Source organism: Mesorhizobium sp. B2-8-1, from assembly GCF_006440955.1.
GTDB lineage: Bacteria > Pseudomonadota > Alphaproteobacteria > Rhizobiales > Rhizobiaceae > Mesorhizobium.
On the sequence record NZ_VFTX01000009.1, the window covers coordinates 102,205 to 120,990 of the forward strand.

The 18,786-nt window shown below is 63.6% G+C and carries 17 protein-coding genes; 4 read left to right on the plus strand and 13 right to left on the minus strand.

Annotated elements, in window-relative coordinates; translation table 11 throughout:
• Nucleotides 1-15 precede the first annotated feature (15 nt).
• Both FJ428_RS22085 and FJ428_RS22090 read left to right on the plus strand, forming a co-directional pair.
• On the plus strand, nt 16-2,091 hold the full coding sequence (locus FJ428_RS22085) for an NADH:flavin oxidoreductase (protein WP_140880173.1): 2,076 nt from the start codon (nt 16-18) through the stop codon (nt 2,089-2,091).
• A gap of 58 nt (nt 2,092-2,149) precedes the next feature.
• Entirely contained in the window at nt 2,150-2,626 is a 477-nt protein-coding gene (locus FJ428_RS22090; protein WP_140880174.1) for an Lrp/AsnC family transcriptional regulator, read from the plus strand.
• On the opposite strand, the gene FJ428_RS22095 is transcribed toward FJ428_RS22090, so the two are convergent.
• From FJ428_RS22095 to FJ428_RS30355, 8 genes are all read right to left on the minus strand, one after another.
• Nucleotides 2,627-4,282 (minus strand): ABC transporter ATP-binding protein, encoded by a 1,656-nt coding sequence (locus FJ428_RS22095; protein WP_140880175.1) that lies wholly within the window; start codon nt 4,280-4,282, stop codon nt 2,627-2,629. It lies immediately after the preceding gene.
• Nucleotides 4,279-5,124 carry an ABC transporter permease gene (locus tag FJ428_RS22100; protein ID WP_140880299.1) on the minus strand — a complete coding sequence of 282 codons (846 nt, stop codon included), beginning with the start codon at nt 5,122-5,124 and terminating at the stop codon, nt 4,279-4,281. The genes FJ428_RS22095 and FJ428_RS22100 overlap by 4 nt, the downstream gene beginning before the upstream one ends.
• Before the next feature lie 2 nt (nt 5,125-5,126).
• Nucleotides 5,127-6,077, minus strand: a complete 951-nt coding sequence (locus FJ428_RS22105; RefSeq protein WP_140880176.1) for an ABC transporter permease — start codon at nt 6,075-6,077, stop codon at nt 5,127-5,129.
• A gap of 87 nt (nt 6,078-6,164) precedes the next feature.
• Entirely contained in the window at nt 6,165-7,775 is a 1,611-nt protein-coding gene (locus FJ428_RS22110) for an ABC transporter substrate-binding protein (RefSeq protein ID WP_140880177.1), read from the minus strand.
• Between the two features lie 62 nt (nt 7,776-7,837).
• Nucleotides 7,838-8,560 (minus strand): HAD-IA family hydrolase, encoded by a 723-nt coding sequence (locus tag FJ428_RS22115; protein WP_140880178.1) that lies wholly within the window; start codon nt 8,558-8,560, stop codon nt 7,838-7,840.
• A 237-nt stretch (nt 8,561-8,797) separates the two neighbouring features.
• Entirely contained in the window at nt 8,798-10,171 is a 1,374-nt protein-coding gene (locus FJ428_RS22120; protein ID WP_140880179.1) for an aspartate aminotransferase family protein, read from the minus strand.
• Nucleotides 10,172-10,181: 10 nt separating this feature from the next.
• The gene (locus tag FJ428_RS22125) at nt 10,182-11,021 is read right to left on the minus strand and encodes a GNAT family N-acetyltransferase (RefSeq protein WP_140880180.1); all 840 of its coding nucleotides are present in this window, start codon (nt 11,019-11,021) and stop codon (nt 10,182-10,184) included.
• A gap of 180 nt (nt 11,022-11,201) precedes the next feature.
• Nucleotides 11,202-11,342: a hypothetical protein gene (locus tag FJ428_RS30355; RefSeq protein WP_181167374.1), complete on the minus strand. Its 141-nt coding sequence runs from the start codon at nt 11,340-11,342 to the stop codon at nt 11,202-11,204.
• Here FJ428_RS30355 and FJ428_RS22130 point away from each other — a divergent pair.
• Together FJ428_RS22130 and FJ428_RS22135 are read left to right on the plus strand one after the other, a co-directional pair.
• Nucleotides 11,341-12,009 carry a haloacid dehalogenase type II gene (locus tag FJ428_RS22130; RefSeq protein WP_140880181.1) on the plus strand — a complete coding sequence of 223 codons (669 nt, stop codon included), beginning with the start codon at nt 11,341-11,343 and terminating at the stop codon, nt 12,007-12,009. The two genes, FJ428_RS30355 and FJ428_RS22130, sit on opposite strands and share 2 nt — an antisense overlap.
• Before the next feature lie 16 nt (nt 12,010-12,025).
• Nucleotides 12,026-13,300 carry an FAD-binding oxidoreductase gene (locus FJ428_RS22135; RefSeq protein WP_140880182.1) on the plus strand — a complete coding sequence of 425 codons (1,275 nt, stop codon included), beginning with the start codon at nt 12,026-12,028 and terminating at the stop codon, nt 13,298-13,300.
• 40 nt (nt 13,301-13,340) lie between these two features.
• Here the strand turns inward: FJ428_RS22135 and FJ428_RS22140 are convergent, their stop codons facing one another.
• The 5 genes from FJ428_RS22140 to FJ428_RS22160 form a co-directional block, all read right to left on the minus strand.
• Nucleotides 13,341-14,798 (minus strand): NAD-dependent succinate-semialdehyde dehydrogenase, encoded by a 1,458-nt coding sequence (locus FJ428_RS22140; RefSeq protein ID WP_140880183.1) that lies wholly within the window; start codon nt 14,796-14,798, stop codon nt 13,341-13,343.
• A 17-nt stretch (nt 14,799-14,815) separates the two neighbouring features.
• On the minus strand, nt 14,816-15,859 hold the full coding sequence (locus FJ428_RS22145; protein WP_140880184.1) for a tartrate dehydrogenase: 1,044 nt from the start codon (nt 15,857-15,859) through the stop codon (nt 14,816-14,818).
• Nucleotides 15,860-15,869: 10 nt separating this feature from the next.
• On the minus strand, nt 15,870-17,333 hold the full coding sequence (locus FJ428_RS22150; RefSeq protein ID WP_140880185.1) for an aldehyde dehydrogenase family protein: 1,464 nt from the start codon (nt 17,331-17,333) through the stop codon (nt 15,870-15,872).
• 147 nt (nt 17,334-17,480) lie between these two features.
• Nucleotides 17,481-17,834, minus strand: a complete 354-nt coding sequence (locus FJ428_RS22155; RefSeq protein ID WP_140880300.1) for a cupin domain-containing protein — start codon at nt 17,832-17,834, stop codon at nt 17,481-17,483.
• Between the two features lie 23 nt (nt 17,835-17,857).
• Nucleotides 17,858-18,781, minus strand: a complete 924-nt coding sequence (locus tag FJ428_RS22160; protein ID WP_140880186.1) for a glyoxylate/hydroxypyruvate reductase A — start codon at nt 18,779-18,781, stop codon at nt 17,858-17,860.
• Nucleotides 18,782-18,786 lie beyond the last annotated feature (5 nt).

Consider the following 18,786-nt stretch of genomic DNA (forward strand, 5'->3'; position numbering starts at 1 on the left):
CGAACTATAACCCTGATGAATGGGGCGGAGCAGGACGTGAAGACAGCGGCATCTCAAGCGGACAGCCCATCCAGCGATCCTCTGCTTCAGCCGTTTCGGCTCAAGGATCTGACGCTGCGCAACCGTGTCGTCAGCACCAGTCATGCCTCGATGCTGGACGATGGCGGCCTGCCGCTCGAGCGCTACCAGCGCTACCATGAGGAGAAAGCGCGCGGCGGCCTGGCGATGACCATGGCGGGCGGCTCGGCCATGACCTCGCCCGACTCGAGTTGGGGCGGCGGTCAGCTGGACCTTTCGAGCGATCGCATCGTGCCCCATCTCCAGTCGCTGTCGCAGCGAGTGCATCGCCACGGCGCGGCCGTCATGTGCCAAGTCTCGCATCTTGGCCGGCGCGCCACCGCCTATGCCGGGAATTGGCTGCCGCCGGTGGCGCCGTCACGCGTTCGCGAGACGCGAAACCGGAACTTTCCAAAGGAGATGGACGGCGCGGACATCGACAGGATCGTCAAGGATTACGCCAGTGCCGCCAAGCGCTGCCGTGACGGCGATATGGACGGCATCGAAACCGTCACCGGCGGCCATCTGATCGGGCAATTCCTCTCGCGCAGAACCAACAGACGCACGGATGGCTTCGGCGGCTCGCTTGAAAACCGCGCGCGCTTCGGCCTCATGGTCCATGAGGCGATTCGCCATGCGGTAGGCGACAACCTTGCTGTCGGCATCCGGTTGGTGATCGACGAGGCGGCCGACGGCGGGTCGGATTTCGAGGAATGCCTTGCCTTCGCCAGGCTGTTCGAGCGGGAAGGCCATATAGACTTCTTCAACTGCATCTTTGGCCGCATGGATACCGATCTGTCCCTGGCTGAGCAGAACATGCCCGGCATGTTCAGCCCGAGCGCACCGTTCCTGCCGCTGGTCGGGCAGTTCAAACGGGAAACCGGGCTGCCCGTCATCCACGCCGCAGCCATTCGCGACGTAGCCACCGCCCGGCATGCCATTCGCGAGAACCTCGTCGACCTGGTCGGCATGACGCGGGCGCATATTGCCGACCCCCATATCGTCACCAAGGTGATGCGCGGAGAAGAAGAACGTATCCGTCCTTGCGTCGGCGCATCCTACTGCCTCTACAAAAAGGTCCAGTGCATCCACAACCCGGCCAGCGGCCATGAAACGATCATCAGCCACACCATCGTGCGGGCCGAAACGCCGAAACGGGTGGTCGTGGTCGGCGGTGGCCCTGGTGGGATGGAAGCGGCAAGGGTCGCCGCCGAGCGCGGACACACAGTGAGCCTGCTTGAAGCCGGGGCGCGGCTTGGCGGGCAGGTACTCGTCGCGGCCTCGGCGTCCGATCGCAAGGATCTCATCGGCATAGTCGACTGGCGCGTCGACGAACTCGCGCGCCTGGGCGTGGAAGTCCGTCTCAACACCTATGCGGACGCAGAAATCGTCCTTGCCGGGAAGCCGGACGCGGTCATCGTCGCCACCGGCGGTATTCCGGACATGGAATGGCTGGAGGGCGCGGAACATTGCGACAGCGTCTGGGACGTCTTGACCGGTGTCGTGCCGGCGAAGGACGATGTGCTCATCTACGATGAGACTGGACGCCAGGCCGCAATTTCCTGCGCCCTGCATCTTGCCCGCGACGGGCGCGTGGTCAGCATGGTCATAGCAGACGACACCTTGGCGATCGAAACGCCCTATCCGGACAGGGTAAGTTTCCGCAAACGCGCCTCGGAACGCGGCATCCGCGTCGTCAGCGATGTGCGCCTGGTGAAAGCAGTGCGCCAGGGCAACGGCATTGTCGCCAAATTCCAGCATGAGCTCACCGGCGCGGAGACGAAAATGACGGCGGCCCAACTCATTGTCGAGCGCGGTACGGTACCCATGGAGGATACCTACCAGGAATTGCGTGTCCGCTCCGCCAACAACGGCGTCACCGACATAGCACTCATGACGGGAACGGAAACGACGGGAGACTATGGTCCCCAAGCTGCCGGATCATTCGTCCTGCACCGCATTGGAGACGCGGTTGCCAGCCGGGACATCTACTCGTCGATCTATGAGGCCTACCGGCTCTGCTCGCAATTGTAGACAGGGTGAAGGCCGGCTGCGGTGGGCTGATTTGCCCTGACAGGAAGCACATTAGCCCATGAGACTCGATCGGATTGACATCAAGATCCTCTACGAGCTGCAGAAGAACGGCCGCATCACGAATGTGGAACTGGCGGAATTGGTCAATCTCTCCCCCAGCCCATGTCTGATGCGGGTAAAGAAGCTGCAGGCCGAAGGCTATATCATGCGCTATTCGGCGCATATCGACGTCGCGAAGCTGGGGCGGACGCTCACCGTCTTCACGGAAATCACACTCAAGAACCATCGTCAGATCGACTTCGCGCGTTTTCTTGCCGCCGTTGACAAGGTCGATGCGGCCGTCGAATGCCACCGCGTTTCGGCCCGTTACGACTATCTGATGAAGTTCGTGGCGGCTGGCATCGGCGAGTACCAGGAGATCATGAAGCGGCTGAGCGACATGGATATCGGCATCGACAAGTATTTCAGCTTCGTGGTGCTGAAGTCTCCCATCGTCAAGGCGCACATGCCGCTGCCCAGTTTGTTTCCCTTATAGTCAGCGATGGCCGTACAGGTTGACCAGCTCGGGGTCGCGAACGAGGCCATCGAGCCAGGTCGGGTCAAGCTTCGGCACGGAGGAGAACAGAAGCTTGGAATAGGGATGGGTGGGCGCCTTCAGCTTGTCGGGCGTGATCTGCTCCACCCGCTCGCCATTGTACATGACCATGATTTCGTCGCAGATCGCTTCGACGACGGAGAGGTCGTGGCTGATGAAAATGTAGGAAAGGCCCAACTCGCGCTGCAGCTCCTTGAGCAATTCGATCACCGCAGCCGCCACCACCGTGTCGAGCGCCGAGGTGATTTCGTCGCAGATGATGAGCTTGGGTCCGGCCGCCAGGGCGCGCGCAAAGTTCACGCGCTGCTTCTGACCGCCCGACAGCTCCGACGGGCGGCGGTAGCGTAGCGTCCTGGGCAAGCGAACCATGTCGAGCAATTCGTCGACCCGCTTCGAGCACGCCTGCCGGTCGAGCCGGTGATAGAAGGCCAGCGGCCGGGCAATAGTGTCCTCAACGGGCTTGGCCGGATTGAGCGCGGTATCGGCATACTGGAACACGATCTGCATCTCACGCAGTTGGTTCTGACTGCGTTTCCAGGCGGCACGCTTCAGTTCCTCACCGTTGAAGACGATGTCACCGGCAGCTGCCGGATGGATGCCGGCGATGACGCGCGCCAGCGTCGATTTTCCGCAGCCGGATTCGCCGATGACGCCGAGATTGCGCCCCTTCTCAACGACCAGACTGACGGAATTGACCGCGCGGATAAGCGGCAGTCCGTCAGCCCGCACCGCGCCATATCCGGCGGTCACATTGTCGATACGCAGCAGCGGCGTCCTTCCGGCATCCGCGTCCGCATGTGCTTGCCGCGGTTTCGGCTCGAAGGCAGCCAGCAGTTCGCGCGTATAGGGGTGCTGGGCAGCCGAAAGTATCTGAGCCGTGGTGCCGGTTTCCTGCACTTCGCCGCTCTTCAGCACAACGATGTGGTCGGCGATCTGGGCGACGACGGCGAGGTCGTGGGAAACGTAGACACCCGCTATACCGCCCGCCCGCATGACCGACTTGAATGCCTTCAGCACATCGATCTGCGTCGTCACGTCAAGTGCCGTCGTCGGCTCGTCGAAGATTATCAGCTTGGGATCGCCGATCAGCGCCATGGCCGCCGACAGCCGCTGCAACTGCCCGCCCGAAACCTGGTGCGGATAACGCGCGCCGATCCCTTCCGGGTCCGGCAGCGACAAGGCCCGGAACAGCTCGACCGCTCTCTTTCGCGACTGCTCGGGCGGCATCAGCCCGTGGATGCGCGTGACCTCGATCACCTGCTCCATGATGGTGGACGAAGGGTTGAAGGAGGCGGCGGCACTTTGGGGAACATAGGCAATGTCGGTGCCGCGCAATTTGGCGCGTTGCTTTTCGGAAAGTGCGGCCATGTTCTTGCCGTTGACATTGATCTCGCCGCCGGTGATCCGGCAGCCGGGCCGCGCATAGCCCATCAGCGCGAGCGCGATCGTCGTCTTGCCTGAGCCGCTTTCGCCGATCAGGGCGACGATCTCGCCGTCGGCGATGTCGAGGCTGACGCCCTTGATGATTTCGACGACGCGACCGGCGTCGGTCGTCGCCTCGATCCTCAGGTCCCTGACCTCGACGAGATTGGTCATGCGTCTCTGTCCCTGATCTTCTGCGGCAGGTTATCGATCAGCAGGTTGACGCTGATGGTGAGGCTGGCGATCGCCAGCGAGGGAATGATGACGGCGGGGGCGGCGAAGGGCAGGCCGCCTATGTTCTCGCGCACCAGCGCGCCCCAGTCGGCGAGTGGCGGCTGCAGTCCGAGCCCGAGGAAGGACAGGCCGGAGAGCAAGAGCACGATGAAGACGAAGCGCAGGCCGAAATCAGCCAGCACAGGGCGGATGATGTTGGGCAGGATCTCGGACCCGATGAGATAGGCTGTGCTTTCGCCGCGGATGCGGGCGACAGTCACGAAGTCCATGCTGTTGATGTTGACGGCGAGCGCACGCGTAAAGCGGTAGGCGCCTGGTATATAGATGACGGCGAGCGTCAGGATCAGCACCGGGATCGAGGAACCGACGGCCGCAACGACGACAAGGCCGAACAGCTTGCTGGGAATCGAGGTCATGGCGTCCATGAAACGGCTGAGGCAAGTGTCGAGCCAGCCGCCGGTGACGGCTGCTATCATTCCCAGCACGACGCCGGAAAAGCAGGCGATGGAGACGGCGGCGACCGATATTCCGACGGTGTAGCGGGCGCCCATCAGCACCCGCGAGAGCATGTCGCGCCCCAGATAGTCCGAGCCGAGCCATAGGCCCTGGCGCATCGGGCCGAAATAGTCGTCGTCGACGATGTCGCCGATCGAATGGGGAATGATGGTGGGGGCGAAGATGGCGATCAGCGTCCACGCCAGGATGACCAGCGAGGCCACGACGCCCACGAGATTGTAGCTGTGGCCCAGGAAGGACCGTCGCGAAGCTGCCACGCGCGCCATCGTCACCTGAGCCTCGGGTTGGACATGATGGCGATGATGTCGGCGACCGTGATGAGCAAGAGGTAGCCGAGGCAGAAGATCATCGCGCAGCTCTGGATCAGCGGCAGGTCACGTGTCGCGACCGCGTCGACCATCAGCTTGGCGATGCCGGGATAGTTGAAGATCGTCTCCACGATGATGACGCCGCCGACCAGATAGGACAGCGACAGCGCGACCGCGTTGACGATCGGACCGAGTGCGTTGGGAAGCGCGTGCCTGAGCACCATGCGGCCGCGTGAGGCGCCTTTGAGAAGCGCCATCTCGACATAAGGCGTGGACAGTGTCTCGATCACCGCGGCGCGGGTCATGCGGATCATCTGGGCTGAGATGACGAAGGTCAGCGTGATCACGGGCATTGCATAAATGCGTACGAGGTCGGTCAGCGTATGCGCCTCATTGACCGAGGACAGCGCCGGCAGCCATTTGAGATAGACGGCGAAAAGCAGGACCGCCAGCGTCGCCACCATGAACTCCGGCACCGAGATGACGCCGATCGCAAGAATGGTGACGGTGCGATCGTAGAGGGAGCCGCGCAGCATGGCGGCGGTGATGCCCAGCGTCAGCGCCAGCGGGACCGAGAGCAGCGTGGTGATGCCGGCGAGTTCTATGGTGTTGACGAAGCGCCCCCCGATCAGCGCCGCGACCGGCATCTCGTTGGCATAGGAGGTGCCGAGATCGCCGTGGAGCAGGCCGAGAAGCCAGCGCAGGAAGCGCAGGATTGCCGGATCGTTGAGATGCATGGCCTCGCGCAGGCCGGCGACCGCCTCCGGGGTTGCCGCCTGGCCGAGCAGGATCGACGCGGTGTCGCCGGGCAGCATGCTGGTGGCGAAAAAAACGGCGAACAGGACGATCAGAAGTGTGATCACCGCGATTGCCAGCCGCTTTAACACGAGGTTTAGAACCCCAGACGTCATGAAAGCGCTCCTGCGGTTGCGTTCGGCCAAGCGATGTTGCGCAATAAGGTGCCAGGGACCGGCTGTCCGGTCCCTGGCAGGCGCCTCTCAGGCTTCGAGCCAGAGATATTCCGCCATTGCGTAGCCCATCATGCCACCGAGCGGGTTCGCCTCCAAACCCTTCACCTTGCTGGAGAGGGCATCGACGTTGGAAATGTAGGCCGGGATGATGGTGCCGGCCTCCTCGGAGACCATGGTCTGCATGTGGCCGTAGATTTCCTTGCGCTTGGCCTGGTCGAGCGAGCCACGCGCCTCGATCATCAGCTTGTCGAACTTCTCCGACTTATACTGGCTTTCGTTCCACGGCGCGTTGGAGGCGTAGAGCAGCGAGAACAGGATGTCCGGCGTCGGGCGTGGGTTGATGTTGCCGAAATGGACCGGCGCCTTGAGCCAGTAATTGTCCCAGTAGCCGTCGGACGGGGCGCGCTGGACATCGAGTTTCATGCCGATATCCGCGCCGGCGGCCTGGATGATCACCGCCATATCGATCGACGAGGTCGCGGCGTCGGAGGCGATCACGGGGATGGACTGGCCAAGCAAGCCCGACTTCTGGAAGTGGAACTTAGCCTTGTCGGGGTCGAACGCCTTCGGCTTGAGGTCGGCATTGTGGAAGATGTTCGCCGGCGAGACGGGCTGGTCGTTGCCGACTTCGCCGAGGCCGCGCAATGCCGATTTGACGATCTGCTCGCGGTTGACGAGGTATTTCATGCCGGCCACGAAGTCGGCCTTGTTGCCCGGATCCATGTCGAGCCGGATGTTGAGGTCGGTGTAGTTGCCCGAGGTGGTTTTCGACAGTTCGAAGCCCTGCTGGCCGCCGATGAGCTTCATCGCGCGCGGATTGATCGAGGCGGCGAAGTTGATGTCACCGGAAAGCAGGGCGTTCACGCGGGCGCTGTCATCGCTGATGGCGATGAATTCGAAAGAGTCGAGATAGGGCTGGCCCGACTTCCAGTAGTTCTTGTTCTTGGTGACGACCGACCGCACGCCCGGTTCGAACGTTTGCAGCACGAAGGCGCCGGTGCCGTTGCCCTTGGAGAAGTCGGTGGTGCCATCGGCGACGATCATGAAGTGATGCAGCGCCAGGATGGTCGGGAGGTCGGCATTCGGATCGGCCAGCGTGATTTCCACGGTCGACTTGTCGACCGCCTTGAAGCCGATCATCTGCGCGGCGATCTTGGCGACTTTGGAACCGACCGCCGGATCGAGATGGCGCTTCATCGAGAAGACGACGTCGTCGGCAGTGAGGGCCTTGCCGTCGTGGAAGGTGACGCCCTTGCGCAGCTTCACCGTCCAGGTCTTGGCGTCCTTGCTGTCGAAGCTTTCGGCCAGCTCCATCTGCGTGACGCCATCCTTGTCGAGGAAAGTCAGGCGATTGTAGAGCGAACAGCAGCGGACATAGTCGGTCGACAGCGACGCCTTTGCCGGATCGAGCGTGTCGGCGGTCGAGGACGACCAGCCAGCCGCCTTGAAACTGCCGCCGGAAACCGGCGTGGCGGCGACGGCATTGGTAGCGCGGCCAAGCACCATGCTGCCCGCGGCAATCGCAGCGCCGCCGGCCAACAGCATCTTGAGGAGTTCGCGGCGGCTCGCGCCCCGCCGAATGGCATTTTCGACCATGGCATCGTCTGCGCTGGTCCAGTTCGTGATCTTGTCGGTCATATCATTCCCCTTTCGTTTGTTTTCCGGCTTGCTCGTCTTGACGCGGCTTTCCGGGCTTGGGCTCAGGTTCGTTGCTTCAGGCTTTCCCGCACGGCGGCGGCAAGGGCCGCCATTGACGTGAAGTGGTAGTCCGGCGTGGTGAAACGCTCGGGCTCGATCGTGCCGCCATAGCCCTTCTGGGCGTGCCGGCGCTCGATCCAGCAGTTGGTCAAGCCAAGCGCCCGGGATATGCCGATATCGTGATACTGGCTTTGCGCGACGTGCAGGATGTCATCCTTGCTGTCGCCCCTTGAGGTTACGAAATCGAAGGCCTTCTGGAAAAAGGCCGGGTCCGGTTTTTCCGTGCCGGTATCGTCGGCCGTGAAGGTGGCGAAAAAGGGCGATCCGAGTTGCTTCTCGAAATGATCGAGTGCCCAGCGTCGGGCATTGGTCATGGCGATCAGCCTGTGCGACTTCGCAAGCTCCGCCAATGCCGCCGCGCTATCGGGAAAGCCGTGCCAGGCGCTGGCCGAATCCCGCAGGCGGATGCCGTATTTTTCCTCAGCGGGCAGGCCGAGCCGCGGCGCGATGACCCTGTAGACACGCACGAGATCATCGGGGAACAGGCCTGCATCGGGCATGTAGCGGGCCTGCCGGTAGAGGCTCAGCGCTTCCTCGCCGTCGAGCGAAACGCCGGCCTCGGCGGCAATCCCGGCCAAGCAGGTCGTGATGCCGCCTTCGAAGTCGATCAGCGTGCCGACCACATCGAAGGTCATGTATTTGAATTCGCTAAAGCCCCTGGCCAAGACTGGGTCTCCTATACGCGCGGCCGAATTGCATGTGTTGAACAGAACAAAATTCCGTGCTGTCTGGGGCGTCGACCTTTTCCGAAGGCCCGGAAATCCGGGCTTTCTGGCCTTGTCCTATCAGCAGTGTGGCACTTCCCCCGCGTTGGATTCGCCGAAAAGGCGTGAGGGGGCGGCACAAAATTGCGAAATCGTCTGCTCCGGCGCTATTTCGAAACACAGGGTATTCGTCTGCCGTCATGCCATTGCCTGGCGGACATCCGGATCGTCCAGCGTCTGGTCGAGCGTACGGCGCGTGCGCTCGATGATCGCATCAATGTCGGCGTCGGTGCAGCAGAGCGGCGGTGCATAGCCGATAACCCCATGCGCAAAGGCACGGATGATCAGGCCGTTGTCCCACGCCCTGTCGAAGACGCGCCGCGCCGGCATGGCCGACGCCGGAAGCGGGGTCTTCTTCTGTTTGTCGACCACCAGTTCGATCGCGGTAAGCATGCCGCGGCCGCGCACGTCGCCAACGAGCGGGTGGTCCCTCAGGCCCTCCAAGCCCGCCATCAGGCGAGCGCCGGCCTTGGTGCCGTTCTCCAGCAGGCCGTTTTCGTAGAGCTTCAACACTTCGAGCGCGACGGCGGCGCTGACGGGATGGGCGGAATAGGTGTAGCCGTGACCAACGGCCGAACTGCCCGCGCCGTCGGCGATGACGTCGTAGACATGATCGGCCATGAACACGGCGCCCATGGGAACATAGCCCGAAGTCAGCCCCTTCGCGGTCGTCATGAAATCGGGAACGATGTCCTCATCGGTGCAGGCGAACAAGGGTCCGGTGCGGCCGAAGCCGGTGATCACCTCGTCGGCGATGAACAGGATGCCGTACTCCCGGCAGAGCTCGCGCATCGCCTTGATCCAGCCTTTCGGCGGGACGATGACGCCGCCCGAACCTTGGATCGGCTCGGCATAAAAGGCAGCGACCCGCTCCGGTCCGATCTCCTCGATCTTGGCCTTCAGCGCGGCGCGTGATGCGGCGATGATCGCGTTGCCGTCCTCGCCCACCGGGTTGCGGTAGGGATAGGGGGAGGGGATCTTGTGCTGCCATTCAAAGGGAACGCCAAAACCGGCGTGAAAGGCGGGCAGCGCGGTCAGGCCCGCGCCGACCACCGATGACCCGTGATAGCCCTGCTCGATGGAAATGAACTGGTCGCGTTGCGGCTCGCCTTTGGCATTCCAGTAGTAGCGGACGAAGCGGATCGTGCTGTCGACCGCGTCCGACCCGCCGAGCGTGAAATAGACGTGATTGAGATCCCCGGGCGCGCGCTCAGCCAGCTCCGAGGCGAGGCGGATGGCCGGCTCCGAGCCGAGGTCGAAATAGGCGGTGGCGTAGGGGAGGTCGCGCATCTGCCGGGCCGCAGCCTCGACGATGCTGTCATGGCCATAGCCGGCATTGACGCACCACAGCCCCGCGAAACCGTCTACGAGTTGCCGGCCTGACGCATCGGTCACGGTCGCCCCCTTCGCCGATTTCAAGACGCGCACGCCGAGCGCCTCATGGCCGCGATATGATGAGACCGGATGGATGAGGTGGGCGCGATCGAGTTCGATCAGGGAATTCGCGAGCATTGTTGTCCTCCTAGCCGAGCGCCTGGTTGGCGAGGGCGTAAACTTTTGGCTTGGTCTGTTCCGCGACGCTCTTGGGCGGACGGTCCATGGCCACGCCTCCGCCGACATGGGTGAGGCCGATTTCCTCGAGCCAACCGGCAATGCCGGTCCTGCTGTCGGTATCCACGCGCAGAAAGGCGCCGGGGCGGTTCGCGGCCAAGAAGCTAATCAGGGCCTTCGCGGTGTCAGCGCTTTCCGCGATGACCGGTCCGATCACCTCACCGCGTCCGAACGGACGGATTGCGGCATAGGCTTCAATCACGCCGTGGCGGCCAATGATTGCGAATTGGCCGCGCTCGGCCAGCGCATCGATCAGGGCTTGCCGGTCGGCGCCATAGGCGTTGCGGTCCAGCGCCTTGATGTCCGGCAGCTCGTCCATGCTTGCGGCTTCCACTCCATCCGGCACGCCGAGCGCTGCAACCGTACCTTGATGCTGCCGGATCGTGCCGGAGGGCACAAAGCCCAGTTTCTGGTAGAGAGGCATGCCGTCAGTCGTCGCGACGAGCCGCAGCGGACGGTCGCCGGCAAGGGCGATGGCCTGATCCATGAGCCGGCGCCCGAGCCCTTTGCCACGCACGTTCCTGTCGACGATCACCATGTTGATCATGGCGCAGTCCGCGCCATAGGGTGTCACCAGGATGGTTCCGGTGACACGGCCCTGGTCGTCGAGCGCGACCGCGCCGCTCGAGAGCTGCAGCGCCATCTGCCAGTCCTGCGGGCGATGCGGCCAATTCTCCTGGCGAGAAAGCGCCACGGCTCCCTCGATATGGTCCGGCCCGAAGTCCTGAATCTCGATCTCGCCCTGCTGCATGAGGCATCCTTCCGTCTGCCCTCAAGTCTCGACCATTGTCGCGTCGCAAATCGTCTGAAGGCTTCGGCCTCGGCGGTATCTTTCGCCGTAGCGCAAGCGGTGCGCCGCATCTTGTGCTGGCGCCCGCCACGGCGGAGGCGCTTCACGTCACGCGCGGCGCCGCGTTCGACACACCAGATGCTACACCGTGCCAAACCGGATGGTGGATACGGAACTTTCTGCTTTCGGGAGGGCGATTTCGGTCAGTTGGGTCGCCACCACCCGTCCTATGATGAAATGCTTCCCAACGCGAATGTGCTTCCACTGGAGATCGACGGTCATGGCTTCTTTCAGGCCCAAATATATCACCTTCGACTGCTACGGCACGTTGACCAATTTCCAGATGGCGGAAGCGGCGCGAGACCTTTACGGCAGCCGGCTCGACGAACCGCGTATGCAGGAGTTCATCAAGAACTTCGCCGCCTATCGGCTCGACGAGATCATGGGTGACTGGAAGCCTTATGCCGACGTTGTCCACAACGCGCTCGAGCGGGCCTGCAAGCGCAATGGTGTTGCCTTCAGCCCTGACGACGCCAGGATGGTCTATGAACGTGTCCCGACCTGGGGGCCCCATGCAGATGTCCCAGCCGGCCTGGCTAAGGTCGCCAAGGAAATTCCGCTGGTCATCCTGTCCAACGCCATGAACGTGCAGATCATGTCCAATGTCGAGAAGCTCGGCGCGCCGTTCCATGCCGTCTACACGGCCGAGCAGGCGCAGGCTTACAAGCCACGCTTCAAGGCCTTCGAATATATGTTCGACAGGTTGGGTTGCGGCCCGGAAGATATTCTTCACTGCTCGTCCTCGTTCCGCTACGACCTGATGTCGGCACATGATCTCGGCATTACGAACAAGGTCTGGGTCAATCGCGGCCACGAACCGGCAAACCCTTACTATGGCTATGTCGAGATATCAGACATTTCGGGTCTCCCGGGAGTGGTCGGGCTTTGAAACAGGCGGATCGTCGATGAAATTGATCTCCTACTGGCACGATACCGGCCCTGTTTTTTCCGGCGGAGCGCAAGGCCCGGTCGAGGGGCACTATGATGCCGTCATCGTCGGTGGCGGCTTCACCGGTCTCGCCGCGGCGCGCCAACTGGCGAAGGCCGGCGCGAAGGTGGCGGTGCTGGAGGCGCAGCGCGTGGGCTGGGGCGCATCCGGCCGCAATGGCGGGCACCTGAACAACGGCCTCGCTCACAGCTACCTCTCTGCCAAGGCGGAACTCGGCAAAGAACGCGCGATCGCGCTCTACCGCACGCTGGACGACTCCGTCGACACCATTGAGGCGCTGGTTGCCGAAGAGGGCATCGACTGCAATTTCCGCCGCGCCGGCAAGCTGAAGCTCGCCTCCAAGCCGCAGCATTTCGAAGCGATCGCCCGCAATTTCGAAGCCCTCCATGCGGAAGTGGATCCGGATACGGCGCTGCTGTCGGCGGCCGACCTCAAATCCGAGATCGGCTCGCCCTTCCACGGCGCGATGCTGTCGAAGAAGAGCGCCATGATGCATATGGGCCGCTATGTGGCAGGCCTTGCGACAGCCGCCGTCCGCCACGGCGCGATCATCCACGAGAATGCGGCGGTGACCGACCGCAAGCAGGTCGGTGGCAGGCATGAGCTGACGACCTCCCGCGGCCGCATCAGCGCCGACAATGTGCTGGTAGCGACAGGCGCCTACACCACGCCGAATTTCGGCTATTTTCGCCGCAGGATCATCTCCGTCGGCAGCTTCATCATCGCCACGCGGCCGTTGAGCGACGCCGAGATCACTGCCACGATGCCAGGCAATAGGACATGCGTGACCTCGATGAATATCGGCAACTACTTCCGGCTTTCACCGGACAGGCGCCTGATCTTCGGCGGTCGCGCGCGCTTCTCGGCGACTTCGGACCAGCGCTCCGACGCCAGGAGCGGACAGATATTACGGGCAGGCCTCGCGGCGATCTTCCCGCAACTCGCCAAGGTCGAGATCGATTATTGCTGGGGCGGGCTGGTCGACATGACCAAGGACCGTTTTCCGCGGGCCGGCTATCATGACGGGGTCTGGTACGCGATGGGCTATTCCGGCCACGGTGCCCAGCTTTCCACCCATCTCGGCATGATCCTGGCCGATGCCATCCTCGGCCGCGAGGACCGCAATCCGATGAAGGGGCTCAAGTGGCCTGCCATTCCCGGCTATTCCGGCAAGCCCTGGTTCCTGCCGATGGTCGGCCTCTATTACAAGGCGCTCGACCGGATCCAGTGAGCTTCGATACGGTCCGCTTTGGGCTCTCAGCCAAATTGCCTCAGCTGAGCCCGCCCATGTGGAAGCTCTTCATCTCGAGATATTCCTCGATGCCGACCTGCGCCCCCTCACGGCCGAGGCCGGACTGCTTGACCCCGCCGAACGGGGCGACTTCCATCGAGACCGAGCCGGTGTTGAGCCCCACCATGCCGAACTCCAGCGCCTCGCCGACGCGCCAGGCGCGTTTCAAATTCTCGGTGTAGAAGTAGGAAGCAAGCCCGTAGGGCGTGCTGTTGGCGAGCGTGATCGCCTCCTCTTCCGTCTCGAACCGGAAAAGCGGCGCGACCGGGCCGAACGTTTCCTCGGCGGCGAGCTGCATGTCCTTTGTTGCGCCAGTCAGCACCAGCGGCGCGACATACTGGGGACCGTCGGGCAATGCCGGCCTCGTTGTGATGATCGAAGCACCCTTGGCGAGCGCGTCCTGGACATGGCGGTTGATCTTCTCGACCGCCGCCATGTTGATCATCGGCCCTATGGCGACACCGGCTTGAGTGCCCGGTCCGACCGTCATGGCGTTGACGCGAGCGGAAAGCTTGGCGGCGAAGGCTTCGTAGACACCGGCCTGGACGAGGATGCGGTTGGCGCAGACGCAGGTCTGTCCGCCATTGCGGAATTTCGAGACAAGCGCGCCCTCGACGGCGAGATCGAGATCGGCGTCGTCGAAGACGATGAGGGGCGCGTTGCCGCCGAGTTCGAGGCTGAGCCGTTTGACAGTATCGGCCGCGCCGCGCATCAGCAGCGAACCGACCCGCGTCGAGCCGGTGAAGGAGATCTTGCGAACGGTCTCGTTGGCCATGATCTCGTTGCCGATCTCGGCCGGCATGCCGGTGACGATGTTGATGACGCCGGCGGGGATGCCCGCGCGTTCGGCAAGCACGCCGAGCGCCAGCGCCGAATAGGGCGTGAACTCGGATGGCTTGATCACAACCGTGCAGCCGGCGGCCAGCGCCGGCGCGACCTTGCGGGTGATCATCGCGTTGGGGAAGTTCCACGGCGTGATGATGCCGCACACACCGACCGGCTCCTTGAGCACGATGATACGCCGGTCCGGCGTCGGCGAGGGGATGGTGTGGCCGTTGATGCGGCGTGCCTCCTCGGCAAACCATTTGACGAAGGAAGCCCCGTAGCGGATCTCGCCTTTGGCCTCGTCCAGCGGCTTGCCCTGTTCCGTCGTCAGGATCATCGCGAGATCGTCCAGATGCGCCAGCATCAGGCCATGCCAGGCCTCCAGGAGGCCAGCGCGCTCGGCGTTGGTCTTCTTCTTCCAGCCAGCATAAGCGGATGCCGCGGCCTCGATGGCCGCCTGGGTCTCATGACCGGCCATGTCGGGCACCGTGCCGATCGCGCATTGAGCAGCCGGATCGACAACATCGACCGTCTTTCCGGATCCGGCAGCGACCCATTTGCCGTCGATCAGGCCGGCTTCGCGGAAGAGACTTTTGTCTTTGAGGTTTTTCATCGAAAACGACCTTGCAATCAGGAGAGCGCTGCGACGACGGCGGCCGTGATGGCCTGCGTTCTGTCTTTGCCCGGAATGGTTCCAATGCCGCGCGCGGTTGTCGCTTCGACCGCTTGCATGACCCGCCCGGCTGCGGCCGCTTCGCCGAGATGGTCGAGCATCATGGCGCCGGACCATATAGTGGCGATGGGATTAGCGATGCCCAGATGCGCGATGTCGGGCGCGGAACCGTGCACAGGCTCGAACATGGATGGTGCCGAGCGGTCGGGATTAATGTTGGCGGAGGCGGCGTAGCCGAGCCCACCCTGGACCGCTGCGCCGATGTCGGTCAGGATATCGCCGAACAGGTTGGAGGCGACGACTACGTCGAGGCTCTCCGGCGCCATGATCATGCGCGCGGCGAGCGCATCGACATGATAGCTGGTGACATCGACGTCAGAGTACTCCGCAGCCAGCTTTCGCGTGATCTCGTCCCAGAACACCATCGAATATTTCTGCGCGTTGGATTTGGTGACGGAGGCGAGCTTGCCGCGCCGTGTCCGCGCCTGCTCGAAGCCGAAGCGCAGGATGCGCTCGACGCCGGCGCGGGTGAAGATCGAGGTTTCCACCGCGACCTCGTCCAGAGTGCCTTGATGCACGCGCCCGCCGGCGCCCGAATATTCGCCCTCGGTGTTCTCGCGGATGCACAATATGTCGAAGCTCTCGGCACGCAGTGGGCCCTTGACGCCCGGCAGCAGGCGGTGCGGCCTGATGTTGGCGTATTGCACGAATGCCTTGCGGATCGGCAGCAGCAGGCCGTGCAACGAAACGGAATCCGATACCTCCGCCGGCCAGCCGACGGCGCCCAGAAGAATGGCGTCGAAGCCGCGCAAGCTCTCGACGCCGTCTTCGGGCATCATGCGGCCGGTATCCTTGTAGAATTTGCAGGACCAGGGGAACTCGGTTCCCGTCAAGGCAAAGCCCGCGTGTTTGGCTGCGGTCTCCAGCACCGTCCAGGCGGCGGCGGTCACATCGCGGCCGATGCCGTCACCGGGGATCAAAGCGATCGAGTAGGGCTTCATGGGCATCTCTCTAGAGGCTGATCAGGACGCTCTTGGTCCTGCGGTTGGCGAGATAGGCCTCGCGGCCGAGATCCTTGCCGATGCCGGAGCGCTTGTACCCGCCGGTCGGCAGGATATGGTCGCGCGAGCGGCTGTAGCGGTTGATCCAGACGGTGCCCGCTTCGAGCTTGCGCGCGAAGCGGATGGTGCGGGAGAGGTCGGCGGTGAACAGGCCGGAAGCCAGCCCGTAGGTTGGATGGCTGGACAGCGCCAGCGCCTCTTCCTCGGTCTCGAAGGTCTGGATGGTGAGGACCGGGCCGAAGATTTCCTCGACGATCGCCGGATTGGCCTGGTCGACATCAGAGATCAGCGTCGGCTGGTAGAAATAGCCGGGGCTGTCCATGACGCCGCCACCGGTCAGGCATTCGCCGCCGGCCTCGATCGCGGCCCGCACGATGCTGTCGACACGGGCCCGCTGCCGTTCCGAGATAACAGGCGAATACTGCGTCGCCTCGTTCCAGGTCGGGCCGGGCCGCACCGCCTTCATCCTCTCCAGGATGGCAGCCGTCAAACTGTCGGCCACGCTCCTCTCGACGATCAGGCGCGTGCCGGCGACGCAGGCCTGGCCGGCATTGAAGGTGACGCTGCCGGCGATGGCCGTCGCGGCCTTCTCCATATCGGCATCGGCAAAGACGATCTGCGGGCTCTTGCCGCCGAGTTCCAGCGTCATCGGCTTGACGCCGGTGCGTGCGACATTCTCCATGATGGCCGAGCCTGCGCGGGTCGAGCCGGTGAAGCTGACCTTGGCGATCTCGGGATGGCCGGTCAGTGCCGTGCCGGTCGTCGGGCCGTCTCCCAGCACGACGTTTATGAGCCCTGCCGGCAGGCCCGCCCTCACGGCGAGTTGCGCCATGTAGACTGCCGAGAAGGGTGTCATTTCCGACGGCTTCAGAACGACCGCATTGCCCGCGGCCAGTGCCGGACCAAGTTTCCAGCCGGCCATCGAGATCGGAAAATTCCAGGGCGTGATCGCGCCCACCACGCCATAGGGTTCGCTCATGATCATGCCAAGGGTGGCATCGTCCGTGGGCACCAGCTCGCTGCCTTCCTTGTCGGCGAACTCGGCAAAGAAGCGGATCTGCTCGGCGGTCACGGCGATGTCGCCGGCAACGAGCTGGCCGACAGGCCGCGTCGAGCACAGCGCCTCGATTTTTGCCAACGTTTCGGCTTCCGCCTCGATCAGGTCGGCCCAGGCCTGGAGTGCCCTTGTGCGCTCGCGTGGCCGGACGCCGCCCCAGTTGCTGGCCTTCAGCGCCGCCTTGGCGCTTTCCACGGCACGGCCGACCATCTCGACGCCGGCCACCTGGCAGGCGGCGTATACCTTGCCGTCCGACGGGCGGCGCATCTCGATCGCGCCCTCGGCCGCGATCAGCTCGCCCCCGATGAAATGGCCGACGGGAAGCGAGACGGTATCCGGATCGAAGCTCAAGCCCATGGCATCCACTCTGGAATATTCTGCAGAAGCCTAGCGCGGGCTCTGGCGCAGCATGCGCCGTTCGACGATCGGTCGCGGATGATTGTTGTGTGCCGGCGATGACAGACGGCAAAATCTGTTGCGGAGGCCGGCGCCTCCGCGCTCCCGTTACCCTACGGTCACGTAGATCTTGCGGACCGTCTCGATGGTCTTCCAAACCCCGGTGAAGCCAGGTTTCATCACAAAGCTGTCGCCCGCGCGGTAGATCACCGGCTCGCCGTCGTCAGGCGTGATTTCAATCACGCCGGTGAGGATGTGGCAGAACTCGAAAGTCTCGCCCTTGATCGAGCGCGTTTCGCCAGGCGTCGCCTCCCAGACGCCGGTATGGACGAGATCGTCCTTGGCGACATCCTGCGCCCAGGTCTTGAAGGCGGGGTTGCCGGAAATCAGCCGTTCGGGCAGCGCCCCGGATTCGCGCGGCTGGAAGGTAGGGCTGGTGTCGACGGTCTTGAGCAGGGACAAAGGATAGCCTTTCATGTTGAACTTCAATAGCCGCGCGAACGGTCGACGAGCCCGATGGGGTCGAGACCGGCGCGATGGCGTCGGATGTTTTCGATGACGGCGCGCGCAGCGGTCGCCGGCTGGGTGACGCTGGCGACATGCGGGGTCAGGATGATCTTTGGATGCGACCAGAAAGGATGGCCGGCCGGCAGCGGTTCGGGATCGGTGACGTCGATCATCGCCGCCGAAAGTTGGCCGCCGTCGAGCGCGGCGACAAGGGCCTGGTGATCGAGCTGCGGCCCCCGGCCGGTGTGGACGAGCGCCGCGCCCTTGGGCAGTTTTGCAAACAGGCCAGCATCGAGGAAACCGCGCGTCTCTTCGGTTAGCGGCAGCAGGCAGATCAAAATGTCGCTGGCCGCGAGCATCTCGTTCAGCCCGGATTGGCCATGGTGACAGGTCACGCCTTCGATCCGCCGCGGCGAGCGGCTCCACCCAGCAAGCGGGAAGCCGAAGGGCTTCAGCTGGTCAAGGGCGGCCTGGCCAAGCTGCCCGAGGCCGAGCACGCAAACCCGGCGCGACGCGGCCTGAAGCTGTGCGATATCTGCCCATTCACGGCCGCGCTGCTGCGCCAGATATCCAGGCAGGTTGCGGTGGAGCGCGAGCACGGCAAGCGTCACATATTCCTGCATCATGCGCACGATGCCTTCCTCGATCATGCGCACGACCTTCACCGTCGCGGGCACCGCATCGAAGCGGAACTGATCGACGCCTGCGCCGATGGAAAACAGGATTTCCAGATTGCGGTAGCGGGCGAGGTTTTCCGGCACGGTCCAGGTGATCAGATAGCGCACCGCGTCGGGATCAACCGTCGCGGCATCCGTGGCGAAGGGAAGGTCCGGCAATTCCTTCGCGAAGGCCTCGGCGAAGATCGCGCCGCGCCGCGCGTCGGAGTTGAACAGGAAAGCCATCACAT

Bases quoted from the DNA above. Each gene is read 5' to 3' on its own strand.
- FJ428_RS22110 (WP_140880177.1), bottom strand. From the start codon at position 7,775: ATGACCGACAAGATCACGAACTGGACCAGCGCAGACGATGCCATGGTC.
- FJ428_RS22150 (WP_140880185.1), bottom strand. From the start codon at position 17,333: ATGGGCTTGAGCTTCGATCCGGATACCGTCTCGCTTCCCGTCGGCCAT.
- FJ428_RS30355 (WP_181167374.1), bottom strand. From the start codon at position 11,342: ATGACCGTCGATCTCCAGTGGAAGCACATTCGCGTTGGGAAGCATTTC.
- FJ428_RS22125 (WP_140880180.1), bottom strand. From the start codon at position 11,021: ATGCAGCAGGGCGAGATCGAGATTCAGGACTTCGGGCCGGACCATATC.
- FJ428_RS22100 (WP_140880299.1), bottom strand. From the start codon at position 5,124: ATGGCGCGCGTGGCAGCTTCGCGACGGTCCTTCCTGGGCCACAGCTAC.
- FJ428_RS22135 (WP_140880182.1), top strand. From the start codon at position 12,026: ATGAAATTGATCTCCTACTGGCACGATACCGGCCCTGTTTTTTCCGGC.
- FJ428_RS22160 (WP_140880186.1), bottom strand. From the start codon at position 18,781: ATGGCTTTCCTGTTCAACTCCGACGCGCGGCGCGGCGCGATCTTCGCC.
- FJ428_RS22130 (WP_140880181.1), top strand. From the start codon at position 11,341: ATGGCTTCTTTCAGGCCCAAATATATCACCTTCGACTGCTACGGCACG.
- FJ428_RS22095 (WP_140880175.1), bottom strand. From the start codon at position 4,282: ATGACCAATCTCGTCGAGGTCAGGGACCTGAGGATCGAGGCGACGACC.
- FJ428_RS22085 (WP_140880173.1), top strand. From the start codon at position 16: ATGAATGGGGCGGAGCAGGACGTGAAGACAGCGGCATCTCAAGCGGAC.
- FJ428_RS22140 (WP_140880183.1), bottom strand. From the start codon at position 14,798: ATGAAAAACCTCAAAGACAAAAGTCTCTTCCGCGAAGCCGGCCTGATC.
- FJ428_RS22145 (WP_140880184.1), bottom strand. From the start codon at position 15,859: ATGAAGCCCTACTCGATCGCTTTGATCCCCGGTGACGGCATCGGCCGC.
- FJ428_RS22105 (WP_140880176.1), bottom strand. From the start codon at position 6,077: ATGACGTCTGGGGTTCTAAACCTCGTGTTAAAGCGGCTGGCAATCGCG.
- FJ428_RS22090 (WP_140880174.1), top strand. From the start codon at position 2,150: ATGAGACTCGATCGGATTGACATCAAGATCCTCTACGAGCTGCAGAAG.
- FJ428_RS22120 (WP_140880179.1), bottom strand. From the start codon at position 10,171: ATGCTCGCGAATTCCCTGATCGAACTCGATCGCGCCCACCTCATCCAT.